Here is a 17,874-nt window from a genome sequence, read left to right on the forward strand (position 1 = left end):
AAGGACAAGGGCGATGGCGACCGTCGAGAAGATGCCGATGCTGCAGGAAGGCTATGAAAAGCTGACCGCGGACCTCAAGCGGCTGAAGACCGAGCGCCCGCTGATCGTCGACGCGATCGAGGAAGCGCGCGCGCACGGCGACCTGTCGGAAAACGCCGAATATCATGCCGCCAAGGAGCGGCAGGGGCAGGTCGAGGCGACCATCGCCGACATCGAGGACAAGCTCAGCCGCGCGCAGATCATCGACCCGCGCGACCTGTCGGGCGACAAGATCGTCTTCGGCGCGACCGTCACCCTGCTCGACGAGGACGACAAGCCGGTGAAGTACCAGATCGTCGGCCAGACCGAAGCGGACGCCAAGACCGGCCGGATCAGCTACAATTCGCCGCTCGGCCGCGCGCTGATCGGGCGCAGCCTGGACGACGAGGTCGAGGTGTCGGTGCCGGCGGGCGATCGCTATTACCTGGTGTCGAAGATCGAGTTCATTTGATGCCGATCCCGCTCCCCCCGGCATGGCGGGAGCGGTTGGCGGGCGCGACATGGGAGCGTGAGCCGGAAGGCGAGTCGGGGGGCGTCATTCACCGGCTCGCCGCGCCTGGTGGCGACGCGATGTTCCTGAAGTTCGGCGAAGGCCCGGTGGCGGAGGCGGTGGCCGACGAAGCGATCCGTCTGCGCTGGTTGCAGGGGCGGGTGCCCGCGGCACGGCTGATCTCGGCAGTGGTCGAGGAGGATGCGGCGTGGCTGCTGACCGCGGCCGTGCCGGGGCGGACAGGCGATGGCTGGCTGGCCGATCGACCCCAGATGCTTGCGTCGATCATCACGGGCTTTGCCGCCTTCGTGCGCGCGCTTCATGCGCTGCCCGTCGACGACTGCCCGTTCGACGCCGGTGCGGGTATCCGCCTGGCCGCGGCGCGGCGGAACGTGGCGGCCGGCGTCGTGGACGAGGACGATTTCGACGACGAGCATCAGGGCTGGAGCGCCGCGCGCGTGCTGGCGGAAGCGGAGGCGCTGCGCCATGCCGCGACCGATCGCGTCGTGACGCACGGTGATCTGTCGCTCGGCAATCTGCTGTTCGATGCCGCGGGCGTGCTGACGGGCTGCATCGATGTCGGCCGTTTGGGGGTGGCCGATCGCTATCAGGACATTGCCATCTTCTGGCAAAATCTCGCCGACTACGGCGCGGCGGCGCAAGCGGCGTTCCTTGATGAGATCGGCATCGGCTCGCCGGACACGCCGCGCCTGCGCTTCCATCGATTGCTCGACGAACTGTTCTGAGGGGCCTCGCGCGGATCGCACCTGCGGTCATCCCCGCGCAGGCGGGGATCCAGACGCGCAGGTCTGTCGATAGAGGCGCTGGCTTCGGAGGTTCTGGTTGCCCGCCACCGTGAAATTGGAGACGGCGGCGCAGGGGAGGTCCGGCCTCACCGGGCGCACATCGTATGCTCGTCACCCTCGCAGTCGGATCACCCTCCTATCCCCCGTCGCCCCGCACTTCGTCATCCCCGCGCAGGCGGGGATCCAGACGCGCAGGCCTGTAGATGGAGGCGCTACCGTCAGCGGCTCTGGATTCCCGCCTTCGCGGGAATGACGAACCGTGGTACGTCGAGCGCGTCGGTCGCAGCGCGACCGATATCGACGCCACCGGTATCTTCATCCGGCCGCGCGCCGAGCTTGTCGACGCACATGCTAAACGGAACGCCCTTCGTCAGGTCAGGGCAAACGCAACGTGCCGGATCTCCGCCGCCAGCGAAAACGACCCACTCGACAGCGCCGCCTTACGCCGCCGGCTTGTTGACCAAATCCGGCTCCAGCAGGCGGTGGAGGTGCACCACCACATACTTCATCTCGGCGTCGTCGACGGTGCGCTGCGCGGCGGCGCGCCAGGCCTTTTCGGCGCTGGCATAGTCCGGGAAGACGCCGACGATGTCGATCGACGTCAGGTCGGCAAAGTCGAGGGTGCGCGGATCGCTGACGCGACCGCCGAATACCAGGTGAAGCTTGCTCATGCACGCACTCCGAAGGAGGGTTGGACGATCGCGGCGCGCCCGTCGATCGCCGACCGCGCGGGACCCGAAAAAGCCGACGGGTCGCGGGGTGCGATCCGTCGGCTCTCCCGTTTCGTCGAGGTCGGCGCGCCTTTACCGCCCGCCGGCTTTCGCTTTCCTTAGCGCGGTGCGCGCGCGCTTTGAAGGGGGATCAGGAGGCGCTCTTCACCTGTTCCTTGCCCGCCTGCGCCGCCGCGGTCCCCGCGGTGCCCGCCGCCTTCAGCACGCCCTGGAACAGCGACTTGGCCTGACCCTTCGCGGCGTTGGGCGTCAGCCCGAGTTCGTCGAGCTCGGCGCGACCGGCTTCCTTCGCCGCCGCCAGCGCCGCGACCGCCGCGGCGTTGATCTTGCGCCCGACCCCGGCCAGCAGGTCCTTCTCGCGCTGGCTGCGCGGCAGGATCGCCGCCACGACCGCACCCAGCGCCAGCCCGCCGACCAGGACGCCGAGCGGGTTCGATTCCAGCGTCTCTGCCGTTGCGTGCGCGGCGTCGCTGGCGCGGTGCTTGGCGGTGTCGAGCGCGTGCACCGCGGCCTCGCGTGCCTGATCGACGCCGTCGCGCAGGCGACCGTGCTGTTCCTGATCCTTGTTCACGTCCGTCATGATCCGATCCTTTCCGCTCGCGCGAAATCCTCTGGGGGCGGCAGCTGCTTCTGCCGCTTCTTCTTGCCGAACAACCGCGCGATCCCGCGTCCGACCACCACCGCCGCGAGCAGCCCGGCACCCCCGGCGAGCAGGCCGGGGTTGCGCCGTGCGGCATCGGCACCGACGCGCGCCACCCGCTCGCCGCCGTCGGTCACCTCGGCAAGCGCGACCCGCGCGAGGCGGCGGGGTTCGAGTTCGGTCTGCAACCGCTCGACCGTTCCGTCGAGCCGGGCGCGCGCCTCCGCAACCCGCGCTTCGGCGAGCGTGACGTCGTCCGCGCTCATGCGCGCAGCGCCTTCTTGCCCGACAGCGCGATGATGCCGGCGATGACGAACACGACCCCGACGACGGCCACCGTCGCCCAGCCCGGGCCGATCAGCGTCGCCAGCGCGACGATCGCCCCGACCAGCAGCGCGATCAGCCCGGCCAGCGCCAGTACCCCGGCGACCGCGAAGCGGATCGCGGCGGTCTTGTAGCGCGTGACGGTCGACAGCGCCTTGGCCTTCGCCAGCGCCACCTCCGCCCTGGCGACGTCGCGCGCGTCGGTGGCCAGCTGGGTCACCAGCTGCGGGATGCTGTCCGGCAGCACGCGGTCGCGCACGTCCATGCGATCAGGCATCGCGCTGGTCGACGGCCGATCCGATCAGCCGCGCGACGACGAAGCCGACTCCGGCGGCCACGCCGATCGCGACCTCCGGGCTCTTGCGCACCAGCGCGCGTGCATCGTCGAGCAGGTCGTCGATGCTCTTCTGGTCGATCGCGCTGGAGAAGCCCTGCACGCGGTCGGCGGCCGAACGCGCATATTGCCCGTATTGCGCGCCCAGCTTCTCGTCGACCTGGCCCGCCGCATCGGTCAGCAACTGCGACAGCTGCGCCAGCGCATCGGTGGCCTTCGCCTTGCCATCCTCGGCCAGCCCGCGCGCCTTGTCGGCGGCCTGTTCGCGACCTTTGGAAACCTGATCGATCACAGTCTGCTTGGCGTCGGCGATCGTGCTGCCGCCACCAGTGACCGTGCCCGTGTCGGACGATGCGCCATCCTCGGGCGAAAAATCGACGCCCGCGTCCTTCAACGGCGCGGCCGGCGTGAAGGCGGCATCGGCGGGGGGCGGGGACGCATCCGCCGCGGTGGTTTGCTGGAGCGTGTCGCGGTCCTGCTCGTCGGCCATGATCATTCCTTCCCTGGTCGAGGTCAAACAAACCGGTGGCGATGCCGCGGGTTCCATCGCGTTGCAGCATCGCCGGGCGCCCGCTAGGAGGCGCGCGTGCCCTGTCGCCGGGGCGGCAAGCTAGGAGGATCGTTTCGTGACCGCAATCATCGACCTGCACGGGCGCCAGATCATCGACAGCCGCGGCAATCCGACCGTGGAGGTGGACGTGCTGCTCGACGACGGCAGCTTCGGTCGCGCCGCCGTTCCCTCGGGCGCGTCGACCGGCGCGCACGAGGCGGTCGAGAAGCGCGACGGCGACAAGGCGCGCTGGGGCGGCAAGGGCGTCGACGACGCAGTCGAGGCGGTCAACGACGAGATCGCCGACGCGATCATCGGGCTGGACGCCGAGGACCAGCTGGAGATCGACGGCACGATGATCGAGCTGGACGGCACCGAGAACAAGGGCCGGCTCGGCGCCAACGCGATCCTGGGCGTCAGCCTGGCGGTCGCCAAGGCGGCGGCGGATGCACGCGGGCTGCCGCTCTACCGTTATGTCGGCGGCGTCGCGGCGCATGTCCTGCCGGTGCCGATGATGAACATCATCAACGGCGGCGAGCATGCCGACAATCCGATCGACTTCCAGGAATTCATGATCGTGCCGGTCGGCGCGGATTCGCTCGCCGAGGCGGTGCGCTGCGGGTCGGAGATCTTCCACACGTTGAAGAAGGGGTTGAGCGAGAAGGGGCTGGCGACCGCGGTCGGCGACGAGGGCGGGTTCGCGCCGAACCTGGCGAGCACCACCGACGCGCTCGACTTCATCATGACCTCGATCGAGCGCGCGGGCTATACGCCGGGCGAGGACGTGATGCTGGCGCTCGACTGCGCGGCGACCGAGTTCTTCAAGGACGGCAAGTACGTCATCTCCGGCGAGAACCTCACGCTGGAGCCCGGCGCGATGGCCGATTACCTGGCCGATCTCGTCGCGCGCTACCCGATCTTCTCGATCGAGGACGGCATGGCCGAGGACGATTTCGCGGGCTGGAAGGCGCTGACCGATGCGGTCGGCAAGAAGGTGCAGCTGGTCGGCGACGACCTGTTCGTCACCAACCCGAAGCGGCTGCGCGACGGCATCGCGCAGGGGCTGGCCAATTCGCTGCTGGTGAAGGTCAACCAGATCGGCACGCTGTCGGAGACGCTGGAGGCGATCCGCGTCGCCGAGCGTGCCGGCTATACCGCGGTGATGTCGCACCGCTCGGGCGAGACCGAGGATGCGACGATCGCCGATCTGGCGGTCGCCACCAACTGCGGGCAGATCAAGACCGGCAGCCTGGCGCGCTCGGACCGGCTCGCCAAATACAATCAGCTGATCCGCATCGAGGAGGAACTCGGCGGCATGGCGCGCTATGCCGGTCGCGACGTGCTGCGGACGCGCTGATAGGACTTGCAAAGGGCGTGGCGACTCGCGAGAATCGCGAGTGTCATGCCCCGTCCGTCGAACCGCCTCTCGCAGACCTTGCGCCGCGCCGCCTTCCCGGCGCTGGCGGTGTCGATCATGGCGTTCTTCGGCGCCTATGCGGTGCTGGGGCCCAACGGGCTGATCGCGCTGGGCGATTACAAGCGCCAACTGATGGCACGCGAACGTCATTACGCCACGCTCGATCATCGGCGGACGATGCTCCAGAACCGCGTCGCGCTGCTCGATCCACGCCATGCGAACCCGGACATGGTCGACGAACTGGTGCGCAAGGAGCTGAACGTCGCGCACCCCGACGAGGTGATCGTGCCGCTGAAGTGAGGGCGGCGGCGCTTCGTGAGGAACGCGGCACCCACACCGTTCATGCTGAGCTTGTCGAAGCACGTGCCCAGAACACGCCCTTCGACAGGCTCAGGACGAACGGAGGAGTGGAAAGCCTTACCGCCCCAGGAACGTCAGCAGGTCCTGCGTCAACCGATCGCTCTCGGTCGCGAACAGGCCGTGCGGCGCGCCGTCATATTCCACCAGCTGCGCGTTCGCGATCCCCGCCGCCGCCGCGCGCCCGCTGGCGTCGATCGGCACCGTCTTGTCGGCGGTGCCGTGCAGCACCAGCGTCGGCACACGGAACGCCGGCAGGTCCGGCCGGAAGTCGGTGTGGCCGAAGCTTTCCGCGCATTTCAGCGTCGGCTGCAACCCGGCCTGCATCGCCAGCCCCTGCGCCCAGTCGAGCACCGCCTCGCTGACCGGGCTGGTGACATAGCCGACCCCGAAAAAGTCCTTGAAGAAGGTGCGGAAGAAGTTCGGGCGGTCCTTCAGGATTCCCTCCGCGATCTGCTGGAGCGTCTCCTCAGGCACGCCGTCGGGATTGTCGTCGGTCTTCAGCATGTACGGCACGACCGAGCCGATCAGCGCCGCCGAGATCACGCCCTTGCCGTCGTAGCGGCTCTGATAGCGGGCGACCTCGCCGCCGCCCATCGAGAAGCCGACCAGCGTCACATCCTGCGTCGCGCCCGCCGCCTCCAAGACGTCGTGCAGGTCGTCGGTCAGCGTGTCGTAATCATAGCCCGACCACGGCTGCCCCGACCGCCCGAACCCGCGCCGGTCATAGGCGATCGCGCGGAAACCGGCATCGGCCAGCGCCTTCATCTGCGGATCCCAGCTGTCCGACGACAGCGGCCAGCCGTGCAGCAGGACCACCGGCCGGCCCTCGCCCCAATCCTTGACGTACAGGTCGGTCCCGTCGCGCGTCTTCACATACGGCATATGGCTCTCCTTGGCAGAGCCTGCGTAACGGACGGTTCGGTGCCGCGTTCCTTACCTATGTCGGTCTCGCCGAGCCGTCGTCATTCCCGCGAAGGCGGGAATCCAGACGCGCAGGTTCGTCGATAGAGTCGCGACGTCGGAGGCTCCGGATTCCCGCCGACGCGGGTATGACGGAAGGGGCCGGCTACCGCCCGGCCTCGCCCAGGAACGCCTCGACCTCCGCCAGCGCCACGGTCTTGTCGAGGTATGTCTGCCCGATGCCGCGCGCCAGCAGGAAGGGCAGGGTGCCCGCCGCCATCTTCTTGTCGTGGCGCATATGCTCGACCAGCCGCGCGGCCGGCGCGTCCACGCCCGATGCCGCCAGCCCGTCCGGCAGGCCGCTGTCGCGCCAGTGCGCCGCGACGCGCGCGGCGTCGTCGGGCGAACACCGCCCGGTCGCCGCCGAAAAGGCGAAGGCCAGCCCGCAACCCGCCGCTACCGCCTCGCCGTGCAGCAGCCGGTCGGAAAAGCCCGCCTCCGCCTCCAGCGCATGGCCGAAGGTGTGGCCGAGGTTCAGCAAGGCCCGCCGACCGGTCGTCTCGAATTCGTCCTCGCCGACGATCCGCGCCTTGGCGGCGACCGCGTGCGCGATCGCGTGGACGCGCGCGTCGGCATCGCCGGCCAGCAACGACGCACCGTTCGCCTCGCACCACGCGAAGAAGTCGGCGTCGTCGATCAGCCCGTATTTGACGACTTCGGCATAGCCGGCGCGCACCTGCCGCGGCGGCAGCGTGTCGAGCACGTCGGGGTCGATCAGCACGACCTTGGGCTGGTGGAACGCGCCGACCAGGTTCTTGCCCGCACGCGCGTTGATCCCGGTCTTGCCGCCGACCGACGAATCGACCTGCGCCAGCAACGTCGTCGGGATCTGTACGAAGCCGCAGCCGCGCTTCAGGATCGCGGTCGCGAACCCGACCAGGTCGCCGATCACGCCGCCGCCCAGCGCCACGACATGGTCGCCGCGCTCGACGCCCAAGGCCAGCAATTCGTCGGTCAGCCGCTCCAGCGTCGCCCAGCTCTTCGACCCTTCCCCGGCGGGCAGCACGATCTCGGCATGGCGGAGACCGGCGGCATCGAGCGCGGCGGTCAGCGTCGCGAGATGCCCGACGACATTGGCGTCGGCGACGATCACCACCGGGCGCGTGCCGACGACCGGTGCCAGCGCCTCCCCGGCGCGAGACAGCAGCCCGGGTTCGATCCGCACGTCGTAGCTGCGGTCGCCCAGCGCCACCGTCACCGTCGTCATTTCCGTAAAGCCTCCATGATCGCGCGCACCGTCGTGTCGTGCGGGGCGTTGGCGCTGGCGATGCGCAGATGCGCCAGCGCGTAGAGCGGGTTGCGGACCGCCGCCAGCTCGCGCAGCACCGTGGCGGGATCCTTGCCCCGCAGCAGCGGGCGGGTGTCGCGGCGGCGCACGCGCTCGGCCAGCACCTCGACCGGCGCGTCGAGCCAGATCGCCAGCGCGTCCGACAGGATCAGCGCGCGCGTCTCGTCGTTGACGAACGCGCCGCCGCCGGTCGCGATCACCTTCGGCCGGCCGTCGATCAGCCGCTGGATCACGCGGCGCTCGCCGTCGCGGAAATAGTCCTCGCCGAATTGCGCGAAGATGTCGGCGATCGACATCCCCGCCGCCGCCTCGATCTCGGTATCGGCATCGACGAAGGGAAGGGCGAGCCTTGTCGCCAGCCGCCGGCCGACCGTCGACTTGCCCGCGCCCATCAACCCGACCAGCACGATCGGACGGCCGGTCCAGCGGAGCGGACGACGCGGCGGGCGACGGGTGGGGACGGGCGGGCTTTGCAACATCGTCCCTGCGGCTATACAGCGCGTTCCGTCCCCGGCAACAGCACGCACGCGCTTGGCCGGGGATGCGTTTCGTTCGCGCGTGTGCAGGTTGGGATATCCATGACCCGGTTGATTGTCTCCGTCGTCGTGCTGCTGGTAATCGTGCTGGGCGCGCTGTTCTTCCTTGCGGGGCGCGCCACCGAGCAGCCTGTGACGCGCGTCGAGAAGGCGGTCGAACTTGGCAATCTCGCCGGCTAAACGCGCCGCGCTGGCCGGCGTCGCGGCGCTCGGCCTGGCCGCGGCGGCGTTCGCGCAGGATCGCCCCGAATCGCTGCTGCCGCCCGGCTTCGGGGAGGCGGCGCCCGCGACCGCGCCCGCGCCGACGCCGGCGGCCAGCGCACCCGCCACCGCGCCGCGCGTGCAGGCGACGACGCCTGCCGGGCCGCTCCCGCCCTTGCCGCCGCTGCCGTTCCCGACGCCGACCGCGACGCCGTCGCCCGCACCGACGCCGCGCTACGAACTCCCGTCGTTCGCGCGCCGCTCGCTGCGCGCGGTCGGCGCCGATGACGGGTTCGCCCGCGACGCCTTCGGCGACGCCGACGGCCGCTATGTCGAACGGTTGATGCGCTATCTCTCCGCGCCGCTGCCGTCACGCTGGCTCTCGATCGCGCTGCGACGGATGCTGGTCGCCAAGGTGGAGACCCCGGCGCGCGTCGACGGGGCGGATTTCGCCGCCGAGCGTGCGTGGCTGCTGCTGCGGATGGGCGAATCGGTGGCGGCGCGCGCGGTCGCGCAGTCGGTCGACAGCGACCGGGTGACGCCGAAGCTGCGCGAGGTCTGGATGCAGGCCGCGCTCGCCACCGGCGACCCGGCCGGGCTGTGCCCGCTGGCAAGCGGCGCGGGGGGCAGCGAGCGCGCGTGGATCGTCGCGCGCGCGATGTGCGCCGGGCTGACCGGCGCCGCGCGGACGCAGCCGTTGGTGGCCGACATCCGCCGCCGCCGCATCGCCAGCGGCATCGACCTGCAACTGGCGCAGAAGGTCATGGGCGCCGGGCTGAACAGCCGCCGCGCGGTCTCGATCGACTGGGCGCCGGTCGTGCAGCTGACCACCTGGCGCTTCGGGCTCGCCACCGCCACCGGGGTCGCGGTCCCCGACGAACTCTACGCCACGGTCGGCCCGCAGGTGCGCGGCTGGCAGGCGCTGGCCCCCGCGGTCCCGCTGGTCGATCGCGCCGCCGTCGCGGACCGCGCCGCGGCACTCGGCGTGCTGTCGAATGTCGCGATGGTCGATCTCTTCAGCGCGCTGGCCGATGGCGGCGACGCGCCCGCCGCGGTGCGCGACACCGCCGCGACGTTGCGCGACGCCTATGTCGGCAACGATCGCGCGACGCGGATCGCGGCGATGCAGAAATTGTGGGACGCCGCCGAGACGCCGGCGACCCGCTACGCGCGCCTCGTGCTGACCGCGCGCGCCGCGGCGCGGCTGCCGGCGCGCGGGGGCGAGCCGCAGGCCGACCGGCTGATCGCGTCGATGCTGACCGCCGGGCTCGATCGCAGCGCGCAGCGCTGGCAGGGCGCGGTGCCGGCCGGCAGCGACGGCTGGGCGATGCTGCTCCTCGCCGACCCTGATGCGATCGCGCAGCTCTCCGCGTCGACGATCACCGACTACGCCCCGAGCGGTACGCTCGCCGAGCGCAAGCGCCAGCTGTTCTTCGCCGGGATGGCCGGGCTCGGGCGCTTGCCGGCGCGTGCGGTCGACGATCTCGCCGAGCGGCTGGCGGTGCCGCTGGTCGCGCGCAACCCATGGACGGTCGCGCTGGAGCGCGCGGCGGGTGCGGGACAGCCCGGCACGGTGCTGCTGCTCGCCGCGATGGGCATGCAGGCCGGCGACTGGGCGCACATTCCCCCCGCCGCGCTGTATCACATCGTCGCCGCCTTGCGCGCGGTGGGGCTGGACGGCGAGGCGCGGATGATCGCGGCGGAGGCGATCGCGCGCCTGTGACCGAGCGGGCCGTGAGCGACGCCGCCGCGATCGATCGCTTCCTGGAGATGATGGCGGCGCAGGCGGGTGCGGCGGCGAACACGCTGGCCGCCTACCGCCGCGACCTCATGCTCGCGTCCGAGGCGCTGGACGGCGCGCTCGCCACTGCCGACGGTGCGGCGCTGGAGCGGCTGGCGGACGGCTGGCGCGACCTGTCCAAGGCGACGGTCGCGCGCAAGGCGTCCGCGCTCCGCCGCTTCTTCGGCTATCTGGTCGACGACGGCGACCGATGCGACGATCCCTCGCCGGCCCTCCCGCGCCCGGGCACCAGCCGCCGCCTGCCGCGCACGCTCGACCACGGCGACGTCGAGCGGCTGTTCGCCGCGATCGACGCGCGGCTGGCGCGCGATCCGCCGATCCCCGCCGACCTGCGCCTCGCCGCGCTCTTCGAACTGCTCTACGGCTCCGGGCTGCGCGCGACCGAGCTGGTGTCGCTGCCGCGCGCCGCGATCCATCCCGACCGCCCGTTCCTGATCCTGAAGGGGAAGGGCGGGCGCGAGCGGCTGGTGCCGATCTCCGACCGTGCGCGCGCGGCGGTGGCGGCGTGGCGCGTCCACGTGCCGCTCGACCGCGCGTTCCTCTTTCCCTCCGGCGCCACGCACCTCTCGCGCGTGCGGCTGTTCCAGCTGGTCCGTGCGCTCGCCGCCGAGGCGGGGATCGCGCCCGAGCGGATCAGCCCGCACGTCCTGCGCCACGCCTTCGCCACCCATCTGCTGGAAGGCGGCGCGGACCTGCGCGCGCTCCAGACGATGCTCGGCCATGCCGACATCGCGACCACCGAAATCTACACGCATGTCGACAGCCGCCGGCTGGTCGAGCTGGTCAACGAACGCCACCCGCTCGTTGACGCGTTGCGAAAGCGCGCCTAGCTGCGCCCGATGCGAATTTTCCTCGACTTCGAGAAGCCCATCGCCGAGCTGCAGGCGCGCATCGACGAACTGCGCGAGACCGGCGCCGAGGGCACCGTCGACATTTCCGCCGAGATCGCCAAGCTCCAGGCGAAGTCCGACAAGCTGCTGCGCGATACCTTCGGCAAGCTGACCCCGTGGCAGAAGACGCAGGTCGCACGCCACCCCGAGCGTCCGCACTTCAAACATTATGTCGCCGCGCTGTTCGACGAGTTCGTGCCGCTGGCCGGCGACCGCGCGTTCGGCGACGACCAGGCGATCCTCGGCGGCTTTGCCACCTTCCGCGGACAGCGCGTGATGGTGCTGGGGCATGAGAAGGGCGACGATACGGCCAGCCGGCTGCGCCACAATTTTGGCATGGGCAAGCCGGAGGGCTATCGCAAGGCGATCCGGCTGCTGGAGCTCGCCGATCGATTCGCGCTGCCGGTGGTGACGCTGGTCGATACCTCGGGTGCCTTCCCCGGCATCCAGGCCGAGGAACGCGGCCAGGCGGAGGCGATCGCGCGCTCGACCGAGGCGTGCCTCGCGCTCGGCGTGCCGCTCGTCTCGGCGGTGGTGGGCGAAGGCGGCTCGGGCGGTGCGATCGCGCTGGCCAGCGGCAACCGCGTGCTGATGTTCGAGCATGCGGTCTACTCGGTGATTTCGCCGGAGGGCTGCGCCTCTATCCTGTGGCGCACCGCCGACAAGGCGCCCGATGCGGCGGAGGCGATGAAGGTCACCGCGCAGGACCTGAAGGCGCTGGGCGTGATCGACGCGATCGTGCCTGAGCCGCTGGGCGGCGCGCATCGCGACCATCCGGGCGCGATCCGCGCACTGGGCGACGCGATCGAGCGGAGCTTGCGCGATCTGAGCCCGCTGACCGCCGATGCGCTGCGGCAGGACCGCCGGACGAAGTTTCTGAAGATGGGGCGGCTCGGATAAGCCGAAAATGAGAAGGGCGGCGGAACCGAAATCCCGCCGCCCTTGCTATATCAGGTCGTTGCCGATCAGCCCGGGTTGTTCTGCATCTTGGTCTGCACGTTGCTGAAGGTGTTGTTCAGCTGCGTGCCGATGCCCTTCATGGCGGCGATCGCGGCAACGGCGATCAGCGCAGCGATCAGGCCGTATTCGATCGCGGTCGCGCCCTTGCTGTTCTTCAGGAACGAACGAATCTTCTGCATGTCGGTCTCCGTTTGACTTCGTAGATTTCAGTACCCGCCGACGTCCCGTTCACAGGTCCATCAAGGATGTTTCTAGGGGCGCAGGGTTGATAAAGACTTAAGTGAGTCCGTAGATTTTTGTCCGAACCTTTCAGCGTGCGGAGAGCAGATTGGCGCTGATCGATGCGAACATGCCGGTCACCGGCGCGCCGAGTGCCGACAGCGCCCCGGCGGCGCTGAGCGCGATCACGGCGACGATCAGCCCGTATTCCACCGCCGTCGCGCCGCGTGATTCCCGTAGCGCGAGCAGGAGGGCGACAGGCGAGCGAAAGAGGGGCATGCGCGGCATGGGCGCACGATAGCGGCGAAGGGTTAAGGAAGGATCGAACGCGATGCTGGTGGTCGCCGCCGCACTGATCGACGATCACGGTAAGTGCTTGATGCAGCAGCGTCCCGCCGGCAAGCACCACGGGGGGCTGTGGGAGTTCCCGGGCGGCAAGGTCGAGCCCGGCGAGCATCCCGCCGCCGCGTTGGTCCGCGAACTGGCCGAGGAACTGGCGATCACCGTCGCCCGGGACGCGCTGGTGCCGCTCGGTTTTGCGACCGACATGCCGGTGACGATGCTGCTGTATCGATGCCGCCGCTGGACCGGCACGCCGCGCGCGCTGGCCGCGCAGGCGCTGCGCTGGGATCTGCCCGCTGCGCTCGCGGCGCTGCCGATGCCGCCGGTCGACGTGCCGCTGCTCGCCGCGCTTGCCGCCCCCGCGCTGCCGGCAGCGCTTGCTGAGCCCGCGCCGCACGGCTAGGCGGGGCTGGCGATCAGGAAAGGGAATCCGGCCGGAGCCGGAGCTGCCCCCGCAACTGTGACCGGCGAGCCCTTCGCCCCCCGTGCGCCACTGGATCGCTCGCGATCCGGGAAGGCCGGGCGAAGGGCGGCGACCCGGGAGCCAGGAAACCTGCCCGGTCGCGGTTGTCCTTCGCGCGGACGGGGTGTGCCGGGCGATCGGGGGAAACCCGTGCGACGACGAACGGCGCGGGGGTGATGGCATGATTCGAAAAGGGCTGACGACGGCGAGTTTGTCCTTCACTCGCCCCTCGCAGAGCGGAGAGGGACGGGGAGACCTGGGCTTTGCGCAGCAACGTCTCGGTCGAAGCCGGGTGAGGAATGGCGCTCGCGAACGCGAGCGCGCGAGCTTGTGGCTCGCTCGACCCCTCACCCAAGCTGCGCTGGCCGGCGAGTTGGCAAGCTCCGCCAAGCCCTTCCCTCGTCCGGGACACCAACCCCCGTTCGTGCCGAGCCTGTCGAAGCACGGGTCACAGGCGGCGTGCCCGGCGAACGATGCGCCTCGCGGCACGTGCTTCGACAGGCTCGGCACGAACGGTCGGTCGGGTGCGCGCCACGCGGACGATGCCGGACGTTGCGCCCCCACCCGCCGCGCCCTCCGCGCCGCCGCCACCCTCGCGCTCGCCGCGCCCCTGCTGCTCGCCGCCGCGCCGCCGCACACCCCACGCGTCGTGTCGATCAACCCGTGCCTCGACGCCATCCTGATGCAGGTCGCCGACCCGGCGCAGATCGTCGCGATCAGCCATTATTCGCAGGACCCCCGCGCGACCTCGATCCCGCTCGCGCAGGCGAAGCGCTTCGCGGTCACCGCGGGCACGGCCGAGGAGGTGGTGGCGCTGCGCCCGGACATCGTGGTCGCCGGCGGGCATGTCGCGCCTGCCACCGTCGCCGCGCTGGCGCGGCTGCGTGTGCATCTCGTCCAATACCCGGTGCCGGTCACGGTCGAGGAAAGCGCGCAGCAGGTGCGCGAAGTCGCCGCCGCGATCGGACACGCCGACCGTGGACGCGCGCTGGCCGACCGCATCCTCGCCGCCGCGCGTCCGGCGGCGGGCGCACCCGTGCCCGCGCTGATCTGGGGGGCGAGCGGGCTGGTGCCCGGCGGCGGCACGTTGCCCGACGATCTCCTGCGCCGCGCCGGCTTCGCGAACGCCAGCGTCGCTTACGGCCTGAAGAGGTGGGACGTGCTGCCGCTCGAATATCTGGTCGCGCGTCCGCCGCGGGTCCTGCTGTCGGTCGCCGCGGCGGAGGGCGGGGGGGAGCGCGGCGAGCGCCACCCCGCGCTCCGCCGCCTCGCGGGGCGCGTCGCGGTCGCGCCCTTCGCCGCGCGGTTGATGAATTGCGGCGGCCCGTCGATCATCGCGGCAATGGCGCGGCTGCGCAGCGTTCGCGCGAGGGTGGCACGATGACGCGCATCTGCTGGTGCTTGCTGGCGGGCGTGCTGCTCGCCGCCGCGCTGTCGCTCGCGGCGGGCAAGGTGTGGGTGCCGCTGGACGCCTGGACCGCCGCCGACCCGCGCTCGATCATCATCGTCGAACTGCGGCTGCCGCGCACGCTCCTGGCCCTGGCGGTCGGCGCGGCGCTCGGGCTGTCGGGTGCGGCGATGCAGGGCTATCTCCGCAATCCCTTGGCCGACCCCGGACTCTTCGGTGTCTCGTCGGGCGCTGCGCTCGGGGCGGTCTGCGCGCTCTATTTCGGCTATGCCGCGCAGGCGTGGCTGCTGCCCGGCTTCGCGCTGGCGGGCGCCGGCATCACCATGGCGGCGCTGGCGGTGATCGCGGGTCGCTCGGGCAGTCTGATCCTCTTCACCTTGGCCGGCATGATCCTGACCAACATCACCGGGTCGTTGACCGCGCTGGCGATCAGCCTGGCGCCGACGCCGTTCGTCGCCTCGGAGATCGTGACGTGGCTGATGGGCGCGCTCACCGATCGCAGCTGGAACGACGTGCGCGTCGCAGTGCCGCTGATTGCGGTCGGCGTTGCGGTGCTGGCGCGGACGGGACGCGCGCTCGATGCCCTGACGCTGGGCGAGCAGGCCGCGCGCTCGATGGGGGTCGATCCGCGCCGCTTGCAGCTGATGATCGTCGCCGGGATCGCGCTGGCGGTGGGCGCGTCGGTGGCGGCGGCGGGCGTGATCGGCTTCGTCGGGCTGATCGTGCCGCATCTGGTGCGCCCGTTCGCCGGGCATCGCCCGTCCGCGACGCTGCTGCCCGCCGCCTTGGGCGGGGCGCTGCTGCTGACGCTCGCCGACAGCCTGGTGCGGCTGGCACCTACCGTCAGCGAGCTACGGCTCGGGATCGCGATGTCGATGCTGGGCGGGCCGTTCTTCCTCTATCTCCTGATCGCGATGCGGAGGCGACTGGCATGAGCGTGCTTGCGGCACACGGTCTGTCGCTCTCGCTAGGCGGCAAACCGGTCCTCGACGCGGTCGACGCGCAGTTCGCGAGCGGGCGGGTGACCGCGCTCCTGGGGGCGAACGGTGCTGGCAAGAGCAGCCTGCTCGCCTGTCTCGCCGGCCTGCGCCATCCCGATGCGGGAGAGGCGAGGCTGGGCGGCGACGATCTGCGCGCGATCCCCGCGCAGCAGCGCGCACGCCGGATCGGCTTCCTTCCGCAGGCCGCCGACGTGCACTGGAACGTCGACGTCGCCACCCTGGTCGGGCTCGGCCGGCTGCCCTGGCGCGGGCGCTGGGGCGAGACCACTGCGGATCGTGCTGCGGTCGATGCGGCGCTGGCCGCGACCGGCATGACCGCCTTCGCGCGGCGCGGGGTCGAGCATCTGTCGGGCGGCGAGCGCGCACGCGCGCTGCTCGCGCGCGTGCTCGCCGGCACGCCAGAGTGGCTGCTGGCGGACGAACCGCTCGCCAGCCTCGATCCCGCGCACCAGCTCGAGGTCGGCGCGCAGCTGCGCACGGTGGCGGCCGCCGGGGGCGGGGTGGTGCTGGTCGTCCACGACCTCAACCTCGCCGCGCGGCTGGCCGACGATGTCGTGCTGCTGCGCGACGGCGGCGTGGTGGCGGCGGGACCGGTCGATGCGACGCTGGATGCGGAACGGATCGGGCGGACGTACGGTGTGGCGGTCGAAACCGGCACCACCGCGACCGGACAGCGCTATATCGTCCCGGTCCGCGCGTCCTAGACTGCCATTTTTGGGCGAGTCCGCGCACCGGGCGGTACCGGACCTTGGAAAGACGGTGGAGGCCCGACCGGGAATCGAACCCGGGTGCAAGGATTTGCAGTCCTCTGCGTCACCACTCCGCCATCGGGCCTCGATTGCGGTGAGCGCGGGCCAATGCTGGGGATTTCGAGGCGCGTCAAGCCCCGATCACCGCGCGCGCCTCCGCCGCGGTGCGCGAGCGCGGCTTCAGCAAGCGGATCAGCGGCCCTTCCACGACGAAATAGCTCAGCGCCGAACCGACAATCGCCAATACCGTCAATAGCATCAACAGCGCATCCGGGGGCACGTCGGTCAGCAGCCCGCGCTTCAGCACATTGCCGGCCACCAGCATCGCGAACGGATGCGCCAGGTAGATCGTGTAGGAGGCGGTGCCGAAGAACAGCAGCACGCGGTTCGTCCGCGACCGGGCATCGATCGGGATCAACAGGCTGCCGGCGACCAGCAGGACGCCCGGAATGCCCCACCACAGCACCCGCGCCTGCATCGCGTCGGAGACGGTCGCGGAAGCGGCGAACACCGCGATCGCGGCGAGGATCATCGCCCAGCCGGCACGCGGCGCGACACGGCCCGCGACGAAGCGCGCGAGCGCCACCCCGGCCACGAACTCCAGCAGCAGCGGCGAGGCGAGCACGCCGCCAGCGACCGATGCCGCGCCGGCGGTCGTCGTCGTGACGGCGGCGACCACGCCCAGTGCCGCCAGTACCCACGGCCAGATTCGGCGGCCGCCGGCAAAGGCGATGATGACCGTGCAGATCGCGTAGAAATACATTTCGAACGTCAGCGTCCAGCCGACGTCGAGGATCGGGTGGTAGCTGACATGCCCGTCCAGCGTCTGTTTGGGATAGGGGATCAGCAACAGCGACGAGGCGACCAGCCCGAGGGTGACCCGCAATTCCTTGAAGCCGACGCCGACCAGCCAGAGCAGCAGCAATGCCGCGGTGAAGACCCAATAGGGCGGCAGCACGCGCAGGATGCGGCGAAGCGCGAAGGTGCCCGCCGCCGGCAGCCCCGGCGGGATCGCACGCGCGGCATAAGCGATCACGACGCCGCTGATGCAGAAGAAGATATCGACGCCGCCCGCGCCCAGCTCCGCCAGCCCGCGCTGCCCGGCCAGCACCGAGCGCGCCGGGTGGTAGGTGTTGATAACCCAACAGGCGTGATGGAACACCACCATGGCGGCGGCGATCCCGCGCAGGACCTGAAGCCCCTCGAACGTCATGCGTGCGGCCGGGCGATCGCCGCCGGTTTGAATGCCCCCTGTCGGCATGGATGCCTGTCCTTTTGCGCGATCGCCGCCGATGCTGCGGCGCGGCGGCGTACCATGGCGCCTCCGCTTTTGCCTAGCGGCGCAACCGTGTGCTTTCGCCGCAC

At 70.9% G+C, this 17,874-nt stretch carries 24 protein-coding genes, 1 tRNA gene and 1 riboswitch; of the genes, 12 read left to right on the forward strand and 13 right to left on the reverse strand.

What is annotated here, in order from left to right; all coding sequences use genetic code 11:
- Positions 1–13 precede the first annotated feature (13 nt).
- Together greA and J2Y58_RS14745 are read left to right on the forward strand one after the other, a co-directional pair.
- On the forward strand, positions 14–490 hold the full coding sequence (greA, locus tag J2Y58_RS14740; RefSeq protein ID WP_310104513.1) for a transcription elongation factor GreA: 477 nt from the start codon (positions 14–16) through the stop codon (positions 488–490).
- Positions 490–1,275, forward strand: coding sequence for an APH(3') family aminoglycoside O-phosphotransferase (locus tag J2Y58_RS14745; RefSeq protein ID WP_310104515.1), 786 nt, complete (start codon positions 490–492; stop codon positions 1,273–1,275). Before greA ends, J2Y58_RS14745 begins: the two co-directional genes overlap by 1 nt.
- Positions 1,276–1,553: 278 nt before the next feature.
- Here J2Y58_RS14745 and J2Y58_RS14750 read toward each other — a convergent pair whose 3' ends face one another.
- From J2Y58_RS14750 to J2Y58_RS14775, 6 genes are all read right to left on the reverse strand, one after another.
- A complete protein-coding gene (locus J2Y58_RS14750; protein ID WP_310104517.1) occupies positions 1,554–1,685 on the reverse strand; it encodes a hypothetical protein in 132 nt (43 codons plus the stop codon).
- 90 nt (positions 1,686–1,775) lie between these two features.
- Entirely contained in the window at positions 1,776–2,006 is a 231-nt protein-coding gene (locus J2Y58_RS14755; RefSeq protein ID WP_310104519.1) for a DUF4170 domain-containing protein, read from the reverse strand.
- Between the two features lie 190 nt (positions 2,007–2,196).
- Positions 2,197–2,646 (reverse strand): hypothetical protein, encoded by a 450-nt coding sequence (locus J2Y58_RS14760; protein ID WP_310104522.1) that lies wholly within the window; start codon positions 2,644–2,646, stop codon positions 2,197–2,199.
- Positions 2,643–2,972 (reverse strand): phosphatase, encoded by a 330-nt coding sequence (locus J2Y58_RS14765; protein ID WP_310104524.1) that lies wholly within the window; start codon positions 2,970–2,972, stop codon positions 2,643–2,645. The genes J2Y58_RS14760 and J2Y58_RS14765 overlap by 4 nt, the downstream gene beginning before the upstream one ends.
- Positions 2,969–3,307 carry a phage holin family protein gene (locus J2Y58_RS14770; protein ID WP_310104526.1) on the reverse strand — a complete coding sequence of 113 codons (339 nt, stop codon included), beginning with the start codon at positions 3,305–3,307 and terminating at the stop codon, positions 2,969–2,971. The genes J2Y58_RS14765 and J2Y58_RS14770 overlap by 4 nt, the downstream gene beginning before the upstream one ends.
- On the reverse strand, positions 3,300–3,854 hold the full coding sequence (locus J2Y58_RS14775; RefSeq protein WP_310104527.1) for a hypothetical protein: 555 nt from the start codon (positions 3,852–3,854) through the stop codon (positions 3,300–3,302). Before J2Y58_RS14775 ends, J2Y58_RS14770 begins: the two co-directional genes overlap by 8 nt.
- A gap of 136 nt (positions 3,855–3,990) precedes the next feature.
- Here J2Y58_RS14775 and eno point away from each other — a divergent pair, with 136 nt between their 5' ends.
- Positions 3,991–5,271 (forward strand): phosphopyruvate hydratase, encoded by a 1,281-nt coding sequence (gene eno / locus J2Y58_RS14780; RefSeq protein ID WP_310104530.1) that lies wholly within the window; start codon positions 3,991–3,993, stop codon positions 5,269–5,271.
- A gap of 45 nt (positions 5,272–5,316) precedes the next feature.
- Positions 5,317–5,631 (forward strand): septum formation initiator family protein, encoded by a 315-nt coding sequence (locus J2Y58_RS14785; RefSeq protein WP_310104532.1) that lies wholly within the window; start codon positions 5,317–5,319, stop codon positions 5,629–5,631.
- Between the two features lie 117 nt (positions 5,632–5,748).
- Here the strand turns inward: J2Y58_RS14785 and J2Y58_RS14790 are convergent, their stop codons facing one another.
- The 3 genes from J2Y58_RS14790 to J2Y58_RS14800 all read right to left on the reverse strand — a co-directional run bounded on the left by J2Y58_RS14790 (position 5,749) and on the right by J2Y58_RS14800 (position 8,418).
- A complete protein-coding gene (locus J2Y58_RS14790) occupies positions 5,749–6,573 on the reverse strand; it encodes an alpha/beta hydrolase (protein WP_310104535.1) in 825 nt (274 codons plus the stop codon).
- Between the two features lie 184 nt (positions 6,574–6,757).
- Entirely contained in the window at positions 6,758–7,858 is a 1,101-nt protein-coding gene (aroB, locus tag J2Y58_RS14795) for a 3-dehydroquinate synthase (protein ID WP_310104536.1), read from the reverse strand.
- Positions 7,855–8,418 carry a shikimate kinase gene (locus J2Y58_RS14800; protein WP_310104539.1) on the reverse strand — a complete coding sequence of 188 codons (564 nt, stop codon included), beginning with the start codon at positions 8,416–8,418 and terminating at the stop codon, positions 7,855–7,857. The genes aroB and J2Y58_RS14800 overlap by 4 nt, the downstream gene beginning before the upstream one ends.
- A gap of 99 nt (positions 8,419–8,517) precedes the next feature.
- Here J2Y58_RS14800 and J2Y58_RS14805 point away from each other — a divergent pair, with 99 nt between their 5' ends.
- Genes J2Y58_RS14805 through J2Y58_RS14820 form a run of 4 tightly spaced genes read left to right on the forward strand, consistent with a single transcriptional unit; the run spans position 8,518 to position 12,267 of the window.
- Positions 8,518–8,655, forward strand: coding sequence for a hypothetical protein (locus J2Y58_RS14805; RefSeq protein ID WP_200918724.1), 138 nt, complete (start codon positions 8,518–8,520; stop codon positions 8,653–8,655).
- Positions 8,636–10,399 carry a hypothetical protein gene (locus tag J2Y58_RS14810; protein WP_310104543.1) on the forward strand — a complete coding sequence of 588 codons (1,764 nt, stop codon included), beginning with the start codon at positions 8,636–8,638 and terminating at the stop codon, positions 10,397–10,399. Before J2Y58_RS14805 ends, J2Y58_RS14810 begins: the two co-directional genes overlap by 20 nt.
- Positions 10,400–10,410: 11 nt before the next feature.
- A complete protein-coding gene (locus tag J2Y58_RS14815) occupies positions 10,411–11,307 on the forward strand; it encodes a tyrosine-type recombinase/integrase (protein WP_310104545.1) in 897 nt (298 codons plus the stop codon).
- Positions 11,308–11,316: 9 nt separating this feature from the next.
- Positions 11,317–12,267, forward strand: coding sequence for an acetyl-CoA carboxylase carboxyltransferase subunit alpha (locus J2Y58_RS14820; protein ID WP_310104548.1), 951 nt, complete (start codon positions 11,317–11,319; stop codon positions 12,265–12,267).
- Positions 12,268–12,332: 65 nt separating this feature from the next.
- On the opposite strand, the gene J2Y58_RS14825 is transcribed toward J2Y58_RS14820, so the two are convergent.
- Together J2Y58_RS14825 and J2Y58_RS14830 are read right to left on the reverse strand one after the other, a co-directional pair.
- Complete coding sequence (locus J2Y58_RS14825) at positions 12,333–12,506, reverse strand: Flp family type IVb pilin (RefSeq protein ID WP_310104551.1); 174 nt, start codon at positions 12,504–12,506, stop codon at positions 12,333–12,335.
- A gap of 130 nt (positions 12,507–12,636) precedes the next feature.
- Positions 12,637–12,834 (reverse strand): Flp family type IVb pilin, encoded by a 198-nt coding sequence (locus J2Y58_RS14830; protein WP_310104554.1) that lies wholly within the window; start codon positions 12,832–12,834, stop codon positions 12,637–12,639.
- Positions 12,835–12,877: 43 nt separating this feature from the next.
- Here J2Y58_RS14830 and J2Y58_RS14835 point away from each other — a divergent pair, with 43 nt between their 5' ends.
- The 4 genes from J2Y58_RS14835 to J2Y58_RS14850 all read left to right on the forward strand — a co-directional run bounded on the left by J2Y58_RS14835 (position 12,878) and on the right by J2Y58_RS14850 (position 16,464).
- Positions 12,878–13,291 (forward strand): (deoxy)nucleoside triphosphate pyrophosphohydrolase, encoded by a 414-nt coding sequence (locus tag J2Y58_RS14835; protein ID WP_310104558.1) that lies wholly within the window; start codon positions 12,878–12,880, stop codon positions 13,289–13,291.
- Between the two features lie 18 nt (positions 13,292–13,309).
- Positions 13,310–13,443: riboswitch (cobalamin riboswitch) on the forward strand.
- A gap of 332 nt (positions 13,444–13,775) precedes the next feature.
- The gene (locus J2Y58_RS14840; protein ID WP_310104560.1) at positions 13,776–14,735 is read left to right on the forward strand and encodes an ABC transporter substrate-binding protein; all 960 of its coding nucleotides are present in this window, start codon (positions 13,776–13,778) and stop codon (positions 14,733–14,735) included.
- The gene (locus J2Y58_RS14845; RefSeq protein WP_310104563.1) at positions 14,732–15,694 is read left to right on the forward strand and encodes an iron ABC transporter permease; all 963 of its coding nucleotides are present in this window, start codon (positions 14,732–14,734) and stop codon (positions 15,692–15,694) included. Before J2Y58_RS14840 ends, J2Y58_RS14845 begins: the two co-directional genes overlap by 4 nt.
- A complete protein-coding gene (locus J2Y58_RS14850; protein ID WP_310104565.1) occupies positions 15,691–16,464 on the forward strand; it encodes an ABC transporter ATP-binding protein in 774 nt (257 codons plus the stop codon). The genes J2Y58_RS14845 and J2Y58_RS14850 overlap by 4 nt, the downstream gene beginning before the upstream one ends.
- Before the next feature lie 56 nt (positions 16,465–16,520).
- On the opposite strand, the gene J2Y58_RS14855 is transcribed toward J2Y58_RS14850, so the two are convergent.
- Together J2Y58_RS14855 and J2Y58_RS14860 are read right to left on the reverse strand one after the other, a co-directional pair.
- A tRNA-Cys gene (locus J2Y58_RS14855) sits at positions 16,521–16,594 on the reverse strand.
- A gap of 45 nt (positions 16,595–16,639) precedes the next feature.
- Entirely contained in the window at positions 16,640–17,770 is a 1,131-nt protein-coding gene (locus J2Y58_RS14860) for an acyltransferase (protein ID WP_310104568.1), read from the reverse strand.
- Positions 17,771–17,874 lie beyond the last annotated feature (104 nt).

The organism is Sphingomonas sp. BE138, assembly GCF_031456125.1.
Taxonomy (GTDB): domain Bacteria; phylum Pseudomonadota; class Alphaproteobacteria; order Sphingomonadales; family Sphingomonadaceae; genus Sphingomonas.